The sequence below is a fragment of the Sphaerisporangium sp. NBC_01403 genome (assembly GCF_045040145.1).
GTDB classification, from domain to species: Bacteria; Actinomycetota; Actinomycetes; order Streptosporangiales; family Streptosporangiaceae; genus Sphaerisporangium; species Sphaerisporangium viridialbum.
Map to the genome: position 1 here is coordinate 9,072,595 of NZ_CP109534.1, position 14,572 is coordinate 9,087,166.

Annotated in this window: 14 protein-coding genes; 6 read left to right on the forward strand and 8 right to left on the reverse strand. The window is 68.7% G+C overall.

Going from position 1 to position 14,572, the window contains the following annotated elements; genetic code table 11:
• Positions 1–48 precede the first annotated feature (48 nt).
• Together OG589_RS40950 and OG589_RS40955 are read left to right on the forward strand one after the other, a co-directional pair.
• Positions 49–978 carry an oxidoreductase gene (locus OG589_RS40950; RefSeq protein ID WP_405144095.1) on the forward strand — a complete coding sequence of 310 codons (930 nt, stop codon included), beginning with the start codon at positions 49–51 and terminating at the stop codon, positions 976–978.
• 548 nt (positions 979–1,526) lie between these two features.
• On the forward strand, positions 1,527–2,324 hold the full coding sequence (locus OG589_RS40955) for an NPP1 family protein (protein WP_405144097.1): 798 nt from the start codon (positions 1,527–1,529) through the stop codon (positions 2,322–2,324).
• A gap of 201 nt (positions 2,325–2,525) precedes the next feature.
• Here the strand turns inward: OG589_RS40955 and OG589_RS40960 are convergent, their stop codons facing one another.
• The 4 genes from OG589_RS40960 to OG589_RS40975 all read right to left on the reverse strand — a co-directional run bounded on the left by OG589_RS40960 (position 2,526) and on the right by OG589_RS40975 (position 6,741).
• Positions 2,526–2,891 (reverse strand): iron chaperone, encoded by a 366-nt coding sequence (locus OG589_RS40960; RefSeq protein ID WP_405144099.1) that lies wholly within the window; start codon positions 2,889–2,891, stop codon positions 2,526–2,528.
• 81 nt (positions 2,892–2,972) lie between these two features.
• Positions 2,973–3,374 (reverse strand): histone-like nucleoid-structuring protein Lsr2, encoded by a 402-nt coding sequence (locus tag OG589_RS40965; protein ID WP_405144101.1) that lies wholly within the window; start codon positions 3,372–3,374, stop codon positions 2,973–2,975.
• Between the two features lie 263 nt (positions 3,375–3,637).
• Positions 3,638–5,539, reverse strand: a complete 1,902-nt coding sequence (locus OG589_RS40970) for an adenylyl cyclase (RefSeq protein ID WP_405144103.1) — start codon at positions 5,537–5,539, stop codon at positions 3,638–3,640.
• Positions 5,540–5,853: 314 nt separating this feature from the next.
• The gene (locus OG589_RS40975) at positions 5,854–6,741 is read right to left on the reverse strand and encodes an SDR family oxidoreductase (RefSeq protein ID WP_405144104.1); all 888 of its coding nucleotides are present in this window, start codon (positions 6,739–6,741) and stop codon (positions 5,854–5,856) included.
• A gap of 356 nt (positions 6,742–7,097) precedes the next feature.
• Between OG589_RS40975 and OG589_RS40980 the strand changes: the two genes are divergently transcribed.
• The 4 genes from OG589_RS40980 (at position 7,098) to OG589_RS40995 (ending at position 10,691) form a co-directional block, all read left to right on the forward strand.
• Entirely contained in the window at positions 7,098–7,877 is a 780-nt protein-coding gene (locus OG589_RS40980; protein ID WP_405144105.1) for a CAP domain-containing protein, read from the forward strand.
• Positions 7,878–8,083: 206 nt separating this feature from the next.
• Positions 8,084–8,632, forward strand: a complete 549-nt coding sequence (locus OG589_RS40985; protein WP_405144107.1) for a hypothetical protein — start codon at positions 8,084–8,086, stop codon at positions 8,630–8,632.
• A 90-nt stretch (positions 8,633–8,722) separates the two neighbouring features.
• On the forward strand, positions 8,723–9,745 hold the full coding sequence (locus OG589_RS40990) for a sigma-70 family RNA polymerase sigma factor (protein WP_405144109.1): 1,023 nt from the start codon (positions 8,723–8,725) through the stop codon (positions 9,743–9,745).
• Between the two features lie 85 nt (positions 9,746–9,830).
• On the forward strand, positions 9,831–10,691 hold the full coding sequence (locus tag OG589_RS40995; protein ID WP_405144111.1) for a YybH family protein: 861 nt from the start codon (positions 9,831–9,833) through the stop codon (positions 10,689–10,691).
• A 165-nt stretch (positions 10,692–10,856) separates the two neighbouring features.
• Here OG589_RS40995 and OG589_RS41000 read toward each other — a convergent pair whose 3' ends face one another.
• From OG589_RS41000 to OG589_RS41015, 4 genes are read right to left on the reverse strand one after another with little or no spacing between them, the layout of a single operon-like run.
• Positions 10,857–11,459, reverse strand: a complete 603-nt coding sequence (locus OG589_RS41000) for a GTP-binding protein (protein WP_405144112.1) — start codon at positions 11,457–11,459, stop codon at positions 10,857–10,859.
• A complete protein-coding gene (locus OG589_RS41005; RefSeq protein WP_405144113.1) occupies positions 11,440–11,790 on the reverse strand; it encodes a DUF742 domain-containing protein in 351 nt (116 codons plus the stop codon). The genes OG589_RS41000 and OG589_RS41005 overlap by 20 nt, the downstream gene beginning before the upstream one ends.
• Positions 11,787–12,212, reverse strand: coding sequence for a roadblock/LC7 domain-containing protein (locus OG589_RS41010; protein WP_405144114.1), 426 nt, complete (start codon positions 12,210–12,212; stop codon positions 11,787–11,789). The genes OG589_RS41005 and OG589_RS41010 overlap by 4 nt, the downstream gene beginning before the upstream one ends.
• On the reverse strand, positions 12,193–14,505 hold the full coding sequence (locus tag OG589_RS41015; protein ID WP_405144115.1) for a nitrate- and nitrite sensing domain-containing protein: 2,313 nt from the start codon (positions 14,503–14,505) through the stop codon (positions 12,193–12,195). Before OG589_RS41015 ends, OG589_RS41010 begins: the two co-directional genes overlap by 20 nt.
• Between the last annotated feature and the right edge of the window lie 67 nt (positions 14,506–14,572).

Consider the following 14,572-nt stretch of genomic DNA (forward strand, 5'->3'; position numbering starts at 1 on the left):
TCTTAGGCGGTTGACCTAGACCTGGGTCTAGCACCTAGCGTTCGCGGCATGACCAGCCACACGACCAATGGCACAAACCGCAGCGCATTGGGCGCGGCCAGCACCGCCGGCGATGTTCTGGCCGGGCTCGACCTCACCGGCAGGACCGCGGTAGTCACGGGCGGCTTCTCCGGCCTGGGTCTCGCGTCCACCCGTGCCCTTGTCGGCGCCGGAGCCAGGGTCGTCGTCCCGGCTCGCCGGCCCGAGCAGGCGCAGCAGGCACTCGCCGGCATGGAAAGGGTCGAGGTCGACCAGCTCGACCTCGCCGACCTCGCCTCCGTCCGGGCGTTCGCCGAACGGTTCCGGCGCAGCCACGCCACCCTCGACATCCTGATCGCCAACGCCGGGATCATGGCCTGCCCCGAAACGCGGGTGGGGCCCGGCTGGGAGGCGCAGTTCGCCACCAACCACCTCGGCCACTACGCGCTGACGAACCTGCTGTGGCCCGCCCTCACGGCAACCGGTAGGGCCCGTGTCGTCTCGGTCTCCTCCGGGTACAACCCGGACTCGCGTATCCGCTGGGAAGACGTACAGTTTGCCCGTGGCTACGACAAGTGGGCCGCCTACGCCCAGTCCAAGCTCGCGAACATCCTGTTCGCCCGCCACCTCGATCGGCTCGGCGGACCGCATGGGGTCCACGCATTCTCGGTGAACCCCGGCTGGATCCTCACTCCGCTGCAGCGACACCTTTCTGTCGACGAGATGGTCGCCGCCGGCTGGATCGACGCCGACGGTAACCCGGCGCCGGGTCTGTTCAAGACACCCGAGCAGGGCGCGGCGACCCTGGTCTGGGCCGCCACATCACCCGAGCTCGACGCGCACGGCGGCGACTACTGTGCCGACTGCCACATCACCGAAGGCGGCCCGACAGACAGCGGTGAGGCAGCCCGTCTCTGGGCGCTTTCGGCCGACCTGACCGGCCTGAACCTCATCCACTGAGCCAGATCCACCCCGCGCCCGCACCTGCAGGTCACGTCCCGCTGAGTCGATACAGGGCAGGTCGACGCGTCCGACTCTTGGCCAGTTCGCTTGTCGTCGGCGGCCTCGACGAGTTCGTTGACCAGTTTGGTGACCATGGTGCACTTGACCCGGTAGCCCTTGGTCACTGCATCGGTGCGGTCGGTCGTGCTCGACTACGAGGCCGTTGGGCACGCCCAGTTCCGCAACAGCGTCTGCGCCTACGACAAGATCGTGGGGTAGCGCATCTGGATCTGGCGGTTCATGAGGTTCGCTCGTGGGCCACCTTTCGGCCGTCGCTGATACATGTCGGTGTCATCTGGTTTGGGGACCTTGATCATGCGTCGGTCCCGTGGTGCCGTGAAAGTGCGAGGCGTGCTCACTTCGGCGCGGACAACGTCGCCGATTGCTCCTACCACCCCCACCACGCCGACGCGACGCAGGTCATGGAGCCAGTCCTTCGAGAAAGCGGAAGAATGCGAAAACTGTCGTCATTCACGTCAACCGCGAGGGCATCGAAGTCAGCGACCGTGTCAGAGAGGAGGTCCGCAACGTTCTTCAGGCGCAAGCGTTCCCGGCTCGGGATCGTGCTCGGCGCCACCGCTCTGGGGGTCGTGATCCCCGCGTCGGCGGCCTACGCCGATCCGCCGCACAACCTTCCCCAGTCGGCCGGAGGGTACGAGGCGTCGTTCTCGCCGGCCTACGACTACGACGGCGACGGCTGCTACGCCACCCCCGCCATCGGGCCGGACGGGACCCTCGCCCCGGGGCTGAACCCGACCGGGGCGGTCAACGGCAACTGCCGGGACCAGTCGGACCTGGACAACTCGCAGACCTACGCCCGGTCCAAGTGCAACAACGGCTGGTGCGCGGTCGTGTACGCCAGCTACTTCGAGAAGGACCAGGCGCTGCCCGGCAGCAGCCTCGGCGGCCACCGTCACGACTGGGAGCACGTCATCTCCTGGGTCAACCAGGCGTCCAACCAGGTGGAGTACGTGTCGACCACGCAGCACAGCAGCGTCGTGACCTACACGCGCTCGCAGGTGCGCTTCGACGGGTCCCACCCCAAGGTCGTCTACCACAAGGACGGGGCGTCCACGCACTTCTTCCGGCTCGCCAACGGCAATGACGAGCCGCCGGAGAACCACTACCACAACTGGCGCTATCCCCCGCTCGTGGACTGGAACGGCTGGCCCAGCACCTCGCTGCGCGACAGGCTGATGAACGCGGACTTCGGCGCCGCGACCATCAAGATCAATGACGGGCGGTTCGGGGACCTGCTCTCGGGCGCCAAGCCAAGTGGCATCCCCTTCGACCCCCGGGCCTGACGACCCCGATAGGTTCCGACTACCGTCGGCCTCTCCACGCGCAGGCCCAGGCCGGACGCGCGAGGCCGTGACGACGTGAAACCCATGCGCGTACCCGTGGTGCCACTCCGGCGACGAAACCGCAGGAGCGGCACCACGTCGGGAGGCGGCGATGGTCGTCCTCGTCATCGTCCGGCGGCCGTGGGAGATGCCGGCGACCGGTCAGCAGATCGTGCCCGGCTCGGCTGCGGTGGCTGCGAGCAGGTCCCTTACGAGCTCGAAATCGATCTGCTCCGGCTTGCGGAAGCGCAGGCAGCCCTTGCCCATGTTCTGACCGGCCAGGCGCTGCTCGAAAGCCTCGCGGATGTCGCTGCGCATGAGATAGAAGGAGATGTACTGCTTCTGGCTCGCGAAGGCGATCTCCGCGGTGCCGTTCCGCTCGTACGTGGGCATCCCGTACGCCATGGCCTCGGTGAAGCCCGTGAGCTCGGTGCGGCACAGCTCGCGCAGCCTGGTCAATGTCTCCCGGCGTTCGCCGGGTACCTCGCCGAGGTAGGCGTCGACGTCTCCCGCCTTGCTCTGCACCATGCACGAATCGTAGGCCGTCACGCTCGCTGGGCGGGCCGCCGGCCGAGGAGTCGGAGGCCGCCATGCGGGACGGCCGGCGGATCAGGTGCCGGTGCTCGGCTTCGTGCCGTCCTCTGCTTGCTCCTCCGGCACCGACTGCGTGGAGGTCGCGTCGGGGTGGGCGGCTACGAACTGCTCGATGAGCTCGTCGGGGACCTTTCCGCGGGCGGGTACGTCCAGTTCTTGCTCGCGTGCCCATTTGCGGACGTCGGTGAGGGTGTAGCCCTGCAATCGGGGCGAGAGGTCGGGGGCCTTCTTCGACCGCGACGCCTGCTTCACTTCGCGAGAGCTCTCCAGGACCTCTTCGATGAACGCGAGAGCGTCGCTCAGCCGCTGCTGGTTGGCATCCGACAGGTCGATGGCGAAGGTCCGGTTCAGCAGCGGGAACTCCCGTCTCACTACATCATCGCCCTCGGAGGAGTCGAGGTCGTCAACCAGTATCACCTTCTGCGCCACTTGCAGCCCTTTCCGGGTGGGTCACCTTCTGTCTGGACCGTGGCATCATACTGGCGTTCGAGAAACGATCGCGTTATTGACCATGTCGACGCACCCACCGCATACGCGTTCTCGCCATAACCAGCAGGGACAGGCCGGTCAGGCGCGGCTGCCCGTCGGCGGATGCGGGGCTCACACCGGGCTGGTGGGCCGGAGTTGGGGAACTCCGGCCCACCAGGGCGGCGATGGTGCCGTTGGGTTGCGCGGGTGTTCTACGGGGCCGGGTACTCCGTGACGTACACCGGCGAACCGACTCTGGTCGTGTCGGCCGGGTCGCCCACGCCGTTGACGACGTGGTCGATGATTCCGGCGCTCAGGTTGACCGTCATGATGTGGTGCAGCTTCACGCCCGGGGTCTGGGGGACCTCGAAGCCGTTCTCGGTGTGGATCGCCGGGTTGTTCTGGTTGAAGACGTAGACGCCACCGCCGTAGAGGTTGTGGGTCTTCACGCGGTTGCCGACCTTGTAGCCGGCGAAGCCCTCGACGGCGCCGTTCATCCAGTCGGCCTGGGTCGGCGGGTCGTACGGCAGCTCGTTCTGGTACAGGATTGTCGTGCCGTCGTCGCCGTTCCAGACGGTGTTGTACCGCTGGAAGTGCTCGACGAACAGACCCGTGGCCGTCACGTGGTCACCGTTGATGACGGCGCCGTACCGGCCGATGTTGGTGTTCCACCGTTGGGTGTCGGTGAAGCCCTCGACGCCGTGGTCGCCACGCCACACCCAGGTGTGGTCGATGAGCACGTTGTCGCTGTTGACTTCGAGCGCGGTGTCGGCCTTGCCGACGTGCGGTCCGCCGACGCGGAAGTACACGTCGGACAGGGTCGTCGGGTTGTCCGACGAACCCGGGCGTCTGCCGTGGTCGTCCTTGCCGTGGTTCTTGCCCACTCGCAGCAGAACCGGCGATTTCACGAGACCCGCGTCGATCGTGACGCCGGCGATGACGGCGCCGGGGACGTCGGCGACGTCGAGCGGGGTCGAGCCGTTGACGGCGGTGAGCGTGGCGTGTCCGAGACCGAGGACCACCGCGTCGGGGCGCTTGACCTCGATGCTCTTCGCGATGTCGTACACGCCGGGCGTGAGCAGCAGGTGCTTGCCCCGCGCGAGCTGGCTGTTGATGACCTGCACCGAGTCGGACGGCTTCGCGACGAAGAAGTCGGCGATCGGCAGCGTACGGCCCGGCGTCATGCCGTTGGCCCACGTGATGCCACGCGTGTTCTTCTGGGCGGAGGGCACGCGGACGTTGTACTTGCCCTTCGCGTCGACGAACAGGTACGGCTTCTCACGGCTGACCGGAGTGGTGTCGAGCGTGGTGTACGGCGGGTTCGGGAAAGCAGCGTCGCTCGGAGCGCCGACGACACCCGAGAAGACCTGGTTCCACACACCGTTGGACCAACCGGCGACCTCGCTGTTGCGGGTCAGCCACTGCTGCTGCGACCCGTTGGTGACGGACGGCAGCTTGGAGTCGGCGATGAAGCCGCCGCTGGCGTACTGCGGGCCGGCGGTGCAGTAGTCCATCAGCGACAGGTTGCCACCGCTGACGTTGAGGCGGCGCATGGACACGGCCTGGGAGACGGCCCAGAAGTTCGCCGATGCCCTGCAGCCGTCCTGGCCGGCCGCGTTGACGTTGATCGACAGGTTGGACAGGGTGCGCCAGAAGTTGACGAGCGCGAGGCAGTTGCTCGTGCCGCCGTTCTCCAGGCAGCGGTTGTAGACCTCGACCTTGCCGTTGATGACGACGTCGGTGGGCGAGGCGCCCAGGCCGGCGATCTCGGTGTAGTAGCCGACCTTGATCTGGAGCGGGTGCTCCGTGGTGCCGTACGTGCCCGGCTTGAACACGTAGGCGTGGCGGGTGGTGCCCATCTCGTTGTCGACCTGCGTGGCGTGCGCCGCGTCGAGGGTCGCCTGGATCTCGCTGACCGGCATGCTCGGATCGAAGACGGTGACGTTCGGCCCGAAGTCCGGGGTGCGGGGTTCCGGCGTGGCGGCGGTGGCGGCCGTTCCCGTCGTCAGGACGGCGGTCGTCAGCACGAGGCCGAGCGCGAACGCCCGTCCGAGGTGCCTGCGGCCGGGGCGCCGCCTCGCGGAACCTCCGTTGCCAGGAAGCTGGATCGTCATACGGTTCGTCCCTTCCGCTCGGCGTGCGGCGCTACGTGGACAGAAGACGTCGGGGGGATGGCGGGCATGAGGACCGGGCGAATGGGGTGCTTCGAGGGCCGCGGAAGCGCTCTCGCGTGTAGGGCGTTCACAGTGGTCATCGACCTGTCTACTGGGGGGTGGGCGGCCGGACGCCACGCCCAGAGGTGGGAGAGCGCTCTCTCATTACGGGGCGTGCATCCAGCCGCGGAAGATGGATGTTGTTGGAATGTTTCTACCGTGTGAATCGGTCCAGCGCTATGTCCGCGCGGCGGTTGATTTTCTCGGACGGGCGCTCAGGCGATGCTCGCTTGGCCCCGGAAGGCGTTGGCGTGTTCGGAGGCCCACTGGGTGAAGGTGCGGGCCTTGCGGCCGGTCACCTTTTCCACGGTGCCGGTTACGGTTGAGCCGAGTTCGTGGTTCGTGCCGTAGAGCCGGAGGAGGAACTCGACCATTTCCCGGTGGCCGATCCCGGGGGTGTCGCCGAAGACCTTGAAGAGGAGCAGGTCCGGCGGCGTGCCCTCTTCGACCCACTCCTTCCGGGTCTGGTCGGGTGTGAGTTCCTCGAACCTCAGATCCCGTCCGGTGGCCTCGCCGAGGATGCGGATCTTGTCTCGGGGGGTCAGCACCTCGGGCCCGGTGATGGTGTAGGCCTTGCCGGCGTGGCCGTCCTCGGTCAGGGCCACCGCGGCCACGGCGCCGATGTCGGACTCGTGGACCGGGGCGCTCCTGCGGTCCCCGTACGGCTCGCGGATGACGCCGTCGGTGCGGAGCCGCTCGCCCCAGTCGGCCAGGGTGTTGCCCATGAACTCGATCGGCTTCAGGTCGGTCCACTCCAGCGTGCTGGACCGGACGGCGGGTTCCAGGGTGCCTTCCTCCCAGCCGCCGAGAACGGTGACCCTGCGAACTCCCGCTCGTACAAGTAGTTCCACGATCTCTTCCCCGTTGCGCAGTGGCTTGTAGTCCTTGCCGAAGTTGATCAGGTGGGCGGCGGTGACGCCGTCGAAGGCCCGCGTCAAGGTGGCCGCGTCGGTGAGGTCGCCGGCGACGACCTCCACGCCTTCCGGCAGGCGGGCCCTGGCCGGGTCACGGGTCAGCGCGCGCACCTTCTGGCCCGCGCGCAGCAGGTGCTGGACGGTGTGGCCGCCGACGGTTCCCGTGGCTCCGGTGACCAGAACGGTCATGACGACACTCCTTGTGAAGATCGAACCGGTTCGTGATGGATGGGCGGGGTCACACCGGTCGGTTCGGACGCGCGGCGGCCCGGTCGACGACCTGCGCGGCCTCGGCCGACCCGTTCGGCGACCCGTTCCGACCCGGTGAACCCGGCTCGCTACCCAAGAGGCCCCCGGCGCCGCGGGTGTGACATCAGGGCCGTGGGAGCGGTCCGTTCGGTCCGCGACTCACACGGGGGAAGCGGCCGGTGGCGTGGATCCGAGTGGAGGGCCGAAAGGGGCCGCAGGGCCTTCAAGGGCGCCGCAAGGTACCTGTAAGGCCCCTGGCTTATCACTGAAGGACACCAGACGCCGAGGAGTCCCCCATGAGCAGCCTCATACAGCTCTCCCGCAAGCAGCAGCGACTCGTGCCCGACAGCCCTGTGTCACGCCGCCGGCAGGCTGCCGTCGCCGTGACCGGCGCCCTCCTGTTGAGCCTGACCGGCGCCGTTTCGCTGGCGCAGCCGGCGGCTGCCGCGGCCCCACCGTTGAAAGGCGCTGGAACCTGCGCGAACATCGACTTCGTCTACCAGCCCCAATCCGCGTTTCCCGACACCAGCCGGGGACGTGTCGCCTTCAGGGCGCAGGCGACCACCATCGAGATAGCGGTTTTGTGTCTCGTCAACGCCGAACGGACCAACCTGCAACCGCTGAAGAGATACCTCTCGCTGGGCAAAGGCGGTGCCCTCACACTCGGCGCCGCCGCGGCCAGGCACGCTGCGGATGCCGTCAAGCTGCGCTGGTGGGGAAAGGTGGAGCCGGGTAAGAACTGCCGCCCCGTGAACGGCGACCCTGGCAAGTGCGACCCGCACATCAATCCGCAGACCGGCTCGACCCCGCTGAGCCGTGCCCAGGCAGTGGGCTACGGTCGCCGCTGCACCTCGTTCTCCGTCGGCGAGAACACCTACGTGGGGTGGGGAGGCTCTTATGTCACGCCGCGGGCGGCTGTCACGTGGTGGATGAACAGCAAGCCACACCGCGACAACCTCCTCAACCCGACTTTCGCCGAGATGTACACCCAAGCAGCCTTGGGAAGCGCAGATCCGGCTGCCGGGTCCATCACCCCGGCCGTGACCTACGTGCAAATGCTCGGGCGCTGCAGCTGACGCCGTTGGGTGTGCTGAGCGTCGTTCGACGGAGTCGGTCGCTCCCCGCCGGGCGGGGTCGGCGCCGCCTTCGCGGAGCCGGGTGGCGTAGGTGTGACGGAGCCGGCGCGGCCCCAGCCCAGCATCGGCGGTGCCCTGAGTGCGAATTAGTCTGGAACAGCCGTGTGGACGGCCACTCGATGCCTGGCCTGCTCATCGTGACCGCGATGCTGGGCCTGCTGTCGCTGATGTGGTGGGGGATCAAGGCCGTGCGCACAGGGCGCGGCGTGCGAGGTGAACGGTCGCGCCGACGTGCCCGCGTCCGAAGCTTCGCGGCAGAGCTGGACGACGACAACATCCGCATGTACGCGGGAACGGTGGCCGTGTTCCTGCCCTTCGCGCTGATGTTCGCCCTGGCGCCGACCGCTCTGGCAGGGATGAATCCCGCAGGCGGATGGCTCATCGCCGTCTGGACGTTCGCGGTCTCCTGGACAGTCATGTGCTGGGTCTCCGGCTTGGTCGGCACCCGTACGGTGGCAAGGGCCTTTCGGCTCAGCCGTCTTCTCGCCTTGCAGATGCTCGCGGCTTACGGCGTGATCGGGGCATTCGCCGGGGCGCTGATCGCCGGGGTTCCCGAGGATGACCTGAACGCGTTAGGTCCCTATTGGTTTCCGGCCGCTCTGCTCGCCTTTCTCATGAGCGCCGCCTACATGAGCGTCCAGCAGCGGCGGCTGCGGAAAGCGGGCCGGCTGAAGGTCTGGCGCGAGAGCGAGTAGACCTGTTCCGGGCGCGGACGGGCTGACACTGTGGCAGGCGGCTGTCAGCGGTTTCGAGGGGTGTCGGTGGGTTGCCGTAGCGTGGCTTCGGTGGGTGAGGATGGGCTGTCGGTGCGGGTCGAGGAGGGCGCCGCGGCGGAGCTGTTGGCCGCCGCCCGGGCTGGTGACGACGAGGCCTTCGGGCGGCTGGTCGGGCCGCTGCGGGACGAGTTGCACGCGCACTGCTATCGCATGCTGGGGTCCGTTCATGACGCCGAGGACGCCGTACAAGAGACTCTGGTACGGGCCTGGCGCCATCTGGAGCGGTTCGAGGACCGCGGTTCGGTGCGGCCGTGGCTGTACAAGATCGCGACCAACAGGTGCCTGACGCTGATCGAGCGCAGGGGGCGTCGCGAGCTCCCCACTGACCTGAGCCCGGAAGGTGCGCCTCTGGCCGAGGCGGTGTGGCTTGAGCCGTACCCCGATCACCGGCTGAGCTGGACGGCGGAGTTGAGCCCGGAGGCTCGCGTCGTGGTCCTGGAGAGCGTGGAGCTGGCGTTCGTCGCCTCGTTGCAGCATCTGTCGGCTCTGCAGCGAGCCGTCCTGCTGCTGCGCGACGTCCTCGGGTTCGCGGCCCGTGAGGTCGCCGATCTGCTGGAGACCTCGGTCGCGGCGGTCAACAGCGCGCTGCAGCGGGCCCGGAAGGTCCTCGACGGCCTGCTTCCCGAGGCCAGTCAGCAGGCGACCCTGGACGCGATGGGCGAGGCGACGCGGCGGGAGGTGGCGCGGCGGTACATGGCCGCGTGGGAGGCCGGGGACGTCGAGGCCATTGTGGCGATGCTGACAGAGGACGCGAAGTACTCGATGCCACCGTTGACCGCCTGGTACGAGGGCCACGACGGCATCCGGGCGTTCCTCGCCGACGCGATGCTGAGCAGGCGGTGGCGCTTCCTGCCGGCCCGAGCGAACGGGCAGCTCGCGTTCGGCACGTACCTGTGGGACAAGGACAGGGCCGTGTACGTCCCGGCGGGCCTGGACCTGCTCATCCTGCGCGGCACGAGGGTGGCCGAGGTGGTCTCGTTCCTGGAGGCGGAGTTTCCGGCGTTCGGCCTTCCGGCGGAGCTGGCTGACTGAAAGCGGCGGCTCGCGATGATTTCTCGTGCCCGCGCGGGTTGTAGTCCTGACCGGAGCGTCAACCGAGAAGGGACTGGGCTGAAGAATGCCTGCCGACTCCGAACAGATCAGGACTTTGATCGAGCGCTGGGCCGAGGCCGTCCACAGCGGCGACATGGGCGGCGTCCTCGCGGACCACTCCGAGGACATCGTGATGTTCGACGTGCCGCCACCGTACGAGGGGCTACGCGGTATCGATGCCTACCGTGAGGCGTGGCCGCCCTTCTTCGCGTGGCAGCGGCAGGGCGCCTCGTTCGAGATCGAGTCTCTGGACGTCACCGCTGGTGAGGACGTCGCCTTCGCTCACGCCCTGCTGCGGTGCGGGACGCGGCGACAGCTCGCCGACCAGCCTGAGAACCGCCTGCGGCTGACGCTCGGCCTTCGCAAGGAGAACGGCCGTTGGGTCGTCGCACACGAGCACCACTCGTTCCCCTACACCAGCACCGGGGGCGAGGACGGGGACGTCGTGGCGGAGCGGGAGGTGCGCCGGCTGCACGAGCAGTGGTTCGACCGCACCGCCGCGAAGGATCTGGACGGCCTGATGGCCGCCATCGCCGAGGACGTCGTCTCCTATGAGCACGAGGAGCCCCTTCAGCACCTCGGCCTGGAGGCCGTACGGGCGGTCTGCGAGCGCGGCCTCGATGCGGCCTCCGGAGCCGTCAGCTGGGACATTCCAGACCTGAGAATCCTGACCCAGGGGGACTTCGCCGTCGCGTGGGGACTGGACCACATCCTCGCCGAGCAAGCCGATGGCGAGACGACCGAGAGCCGGTCACGAGGAACCCGCGTGTTCCAACGGAGAGACGGCGCGTGGGTGATGATCCACCAGCACCTTTCGTACCCATCGCCCCCGTACAGGCACAGGACGACAAGCGCAGCGACGACGGAAAAGTACGGCGGGCGCTGATCATGGCAGACAGGTCACTGCCTTGTCGGCAACGGGAAGTTCGGCAGCGGTAACATTGAAGGTGGGTCAGCGCACTCTCACGTGCAATGTCCCGGAAGGGGCGGCCCCGGCGGGAACACCGGGGCCGTTCGCAGCCACCAGCGCGACATCATTGGGGCGTTCCTCTCAGACGTGGTGGGGGTTCTCGAAGGCGCCCCCCACCGCGTAAGTGACCAGGGTGGTCAGCACGTCCTTGACCGACTCGCGGTCGCGCACGTCGCACAGCACGATCGGCGCCACCCCGTCCAGGCCCAGGGCCCGGCGTACCTTGACCGGATCGTGGCGCCGGGCCCCGTCGAAGCAGTTGACCGCGACCACGAAGGGGAGCCCGCGCTGCTCGAAGTAGTCCACGGCCGGGAAGCACTCCTGCAGGCGGCGGGTGTCGGCGAGGACGACGGCACCGAGCGCGCCAAGGGCCAGCTCATCCCACATGAACCAGAACCGGTCCTGGCCCGGGGTACCGAACAGGTAGAGCCACAGTCCTTCGCGGATGGTGATGCGGCCGAAGTCCAGTGCGACGGTCGTGGTGGTCTTCAACTCCACACCCGAGGTGTCGTCCACGCCGACACCTTGTTCGCTCAGCAACTCCTCGGTGTGCAGCGGCCGGATCTCGCTGATCGTGCCGACCATGGTCGTCTTGCCGACTCCGAAGCCGCCGGCGATGAGGATCTTGATGGCCATCGCCGGGGTGACGTCGGTCGGTCCCGGATCAGAGGCTGCGGAGCCCATGCAGTACTTCCCTGTAGATGCGTTCGTCGATGGCCCGCGCCGCGGGCTGCGGTCGGTCGATGGTCACAAGGCCCTCACGCCGGAGGTCGCCGAGGATCACACGGGTGATGTTGAGCGGCAGCTTCAGGTACGCCGCGACGTCCGCCACCGGCGTGGGCCGGTGGCACGCCGACAGCACGGTGAGATACTCCGGGGTCAGCTCTGCCGGCTCGAAGGAGGTGCTGACGGTCGTGACGATGGCCACCAGGTCGAAGGTCTCGCCCAGTGGGCGCGCACGGCCGCCGGTCAGCCCGAAGAGCCTGACCAGCGGCCCGGGATCCTCTCCCGTCACGATCTCGCACCGTTCCAGGCGGGCGCCGGAGCCGCCCCCCTCGGCTGTGCGGACAGGTGCTCGCCGACGCGCTTGACCATGAGCGCCATCTCGTAGGTGATCATGCCGAGCTCGGCGTCGCCCGCGGCCAGCACGGCCAGCCGGGCGCCCTGCCCCGCCGCGGTGACGAACAGGAAGCCGTCCTCCATCTCGATGATGGTCTGGCGCACGCCGCCGAGGCCGAAGTGCCGTCCCGCGCCCAGCGCGAGGCTGTGGCTGCCGGCGGAGATGGCGGACAGGTGCTCGGCGTCCTCCCGGGTCAGCTCCCGGGAGCCACCCATGGCCAGTCCGTCGGCGGACAGCACGATGGCGTGCCGGACACCGGGCACACGCTGGGTCAGGTCGTCGAGCAGCCAGCTCAGTTCAGGCCTGGGGTCGGGCATCGGAATGGCCCTCCTTTCGGTTCCACATCTCTTGTTCCTGCTCGGACTCGCCTCGGCCCTGCTGCCAGCCCCGCTGCATGGACGACATGAGCTTCATGAGCTCCTCGGGAGATCGCATGGAGACGTCGTGCTGCTCCGGGGAACGCGCCACGCGGAGCTGGGGGGCCAGGTTGGCCTGCCGTACCCGCATCGGTAGCCCGTCCAGGTCGTCGGCGTCGGCGTCGGCGTCGGGAACGGACACGGCCCGCCGCGCGGGCGCCGAGGAGGCGGAGTGCTCGTGCTCGGACAGGAACCAGCCCGACGGGGGCTCTGGGATGCGGCCCGCCTGGTCCTGCGCGCTGGAGAGCGCTCTTGGCCGGGACTCCGATGCCTGGCCCAGCGCCCGTACGGGCCCGTCCGGGCGGGTGGCCCCGCCCTTCCCGGCCCCGCCCTGCCTGGGCCCGCGCTGCGCGGCGTCGGCGTCCGGCGCCTCCGAGGGGGCGAGCAGGCTCGACGGCAGCAGGGCGATCGCGGTGGTGCCGTCGTAGGGCGAGGGTCGCAGCATGATCTTGATGCCGTGCCGGGCCGCGAGCTTGGCCACGACGAACAGGCCCATCCGGTCGCTGTCGACCAGGTCGAACTCCGGGGGATCGGCGAGCTTGGCGTTGAGCTCGTCGAGGGTGACGCGGTTCAGTCCGAGGCCCCGGTCCTCGACCTCCACCGCGAAGCCGTTGGCCGCCGTCATGCCCCGGATCTGGACCGCGGTGTTGGGCGGCGAGAAGACGGTGGCGTTCTCCACCAGCTCGGCGATCAGGTGGATCACGTCGGCGACCGCGGCGCCCACCAGCAGCGGGGCGTGCGGCATGGGGGGCACGGTGACGCGGGTGTACTCCTCGACCTCCAGCACGGCGCTGCGCACCACATCGAAGACGGGCACCGGGTCGCGCCACCTGCGGGCGGGAGCCGAGTCGGACAGGATGATCAGGTTCTCCGCGTGCCGCCGCATGCGGGTGGTCAGGTGGTCGAGCTTGAAGAGGTCCTCCAGGATCTCCGGTTCCTCGACGCGACGTTCCATGGTGTCGAGCAGCGTGAGCTGGCGGTGGAGCAGTGCCTGGTTGCGCCAGGCGAGGTTGAGGAAGACCTGGGCGACGCCCTTGCGGAGTGTCGCCTGGCCGACCGCGGCCTCCACCGCGGTGCGCTGTACGGCGGAGAACGCGTGCACGACCCGGTCGACCTCGGCGGTGCCCGCGGAGCCCAGGCCGGGGGCCTCGGTGGCGGGGTCCACGTCATCGCCTCTGCGCAGCCGCTCGACCAGTCGCGGCAGCCGCTCCTCGGCCAGCTCCACGGCCGACGCCTGGAGCCGCCTCAGCTCGGTGATCATGGAACGCCCGAACCGGTAGGACAGCACGACGGATACGATCACCGCGAGCAGGCCGAGACCGAGGACCAGTCCGATCCGCCAGTACGCGCCGGCCTTGAGCTGCTGGGCTTCGGTCGCGGCGCGGACCAGCTCGTACTGGGTGTCCCGGCTGATCTTGCCGATGAGGGCCCCGGCGTCGCTCTTCCACACGGCGGGTTGCACCGGAGGCGCGCCGTTGGTGTCCCACACGAAGAGCGCGTCCTCCACCGCCAGCAGCCGCTCGTAGGGGGCGCTCTTCACGAGCTCCTCGTAGTGCGTCCGCAGCTCGGGACCCATGTCCCGCTCGGCGTTGGTAAGGACGAGCCTGCGGTTGGTCATCGCGGCGACGAAGGCGGCGCGATCGGTGGGGGTCATCTTGCGGTGCACGATCGTGCTGGTGAGAACGGCGTGTTCCCTGCCCAGGTACTCGGCGGTGGCGCTGAAGGCGGACATGCCACGCACCGCGCGGTAGGAGGACACGTCGCTCAGCGCGTCGCTGTCGCTGAACTGCCGGTTGGCGGCGCTGATCAGATCGTTGTAGGCGTCGAGGATCTTGAGTGGCGGGGACAGCATGCCGCTGTCGGCGGACGCCCGAAGCTTCTCCAGCCCGTCCAGCGCCTTCACCAGGGCCCGCACCTCGGCGGGGGTTTCGGCGGTTCCGTCCTGGAGGCCGACCGACCCGATCACCTGGCGCAGGTGCCGCACCTTGCCGTCGGTGACCCGCCGCTGCTCAGCCAGCGGCCGGTCAGTGCCGGTGCCGCCGACCGCCTCGGCGGAGAGCTGTCGCTCCCGCTGGAACTCGACGATCAGCTGCAGCACCGGCGAACCGATGGCCTCCCAGCGGTTCTGGGTGCGGGAGATGGTCGCGATATCTTCGACACTGGAGTAAGCGATGAACCCCCACAGGGCGATCATGGAAATGAGCGGAATCAGGAGGATCCTGAGAAGCTTCGAGCGGATCGGTGGGGGCGAGCTCATCCAT

Bases quoted from the DNA above. Each gene is read 5' to 3' on its own strand.
- OG589_RS40950 (WP_405144095.1), top strand. From the start codon at position 49: ATGACCAGCCACACGACCAATGGCACAAACCGCAGCGCATTGGGCGCG.
- OG589_RS40960 (WP_405144099.1), bottom strand. From the start codon at position 2,891: ATGGTGCAGAGCAAGGCGGGAGACGTCGACGCCTACCTCGGCGAGGTA.
- OG589_RS40970 (WP_405144103.1), bottom strand. From the start codon at position 5,539: ATGACGATCCAGCTTCCTGGCAACGGAGGTTCCGCGAGGCGGCGCCCC.
- OG589_RS40975 (WP_405144104.1), bottom strand. From the start codon at position 6,741: ATGACCGTTCTGGTCACCGGAGCCACGGGAACCGTCGGCGGCCACACC.
- OG589_RS40980 (WP_405144105.1), top strand. From the start codon at position 7,098: ATGAGCAGCCTCATACAGCTCTCCCGCAAGCAGCAGCGACTCGTGCCC.
- OG589_RS40985 (WP_405144107.1), top strand. From the start codon at position 8,084: ATGCTGGGCCTGCTGTCGCTGATGTGGTGGGGGATCAAGGCCGTGCGC.
- OG589_RS40995 (WP_405144111.1), top strand. From the start codon at position 9,831: ATGCCTGCCGACTCCGAACAGATCAGGACTTTGATCGAGCGCTGGGCC.
- OG589_RS41000 (WP_405144112.1), bottom strand. From the start codon at position 11,459: ATGGGCTCCGCAGCCTCTGATCCGGGACCGACCGACGTCACCCCGGCG.
- OG589_RS41010 (WP_405144114.1), bottom strand. From the start codon at position 12,212: ATGCCCGACCCCAGGCCTGAACTGAGCTGGCTGCTCGACGACCTGACC.
- OG589_RS41015 (WP_405144115.1), bottom strand. From the start codon at position 14,505: ATGATCGCCCTGTGGGGGTTCATCGCTTACTCCAGTGTCGAAGATATC.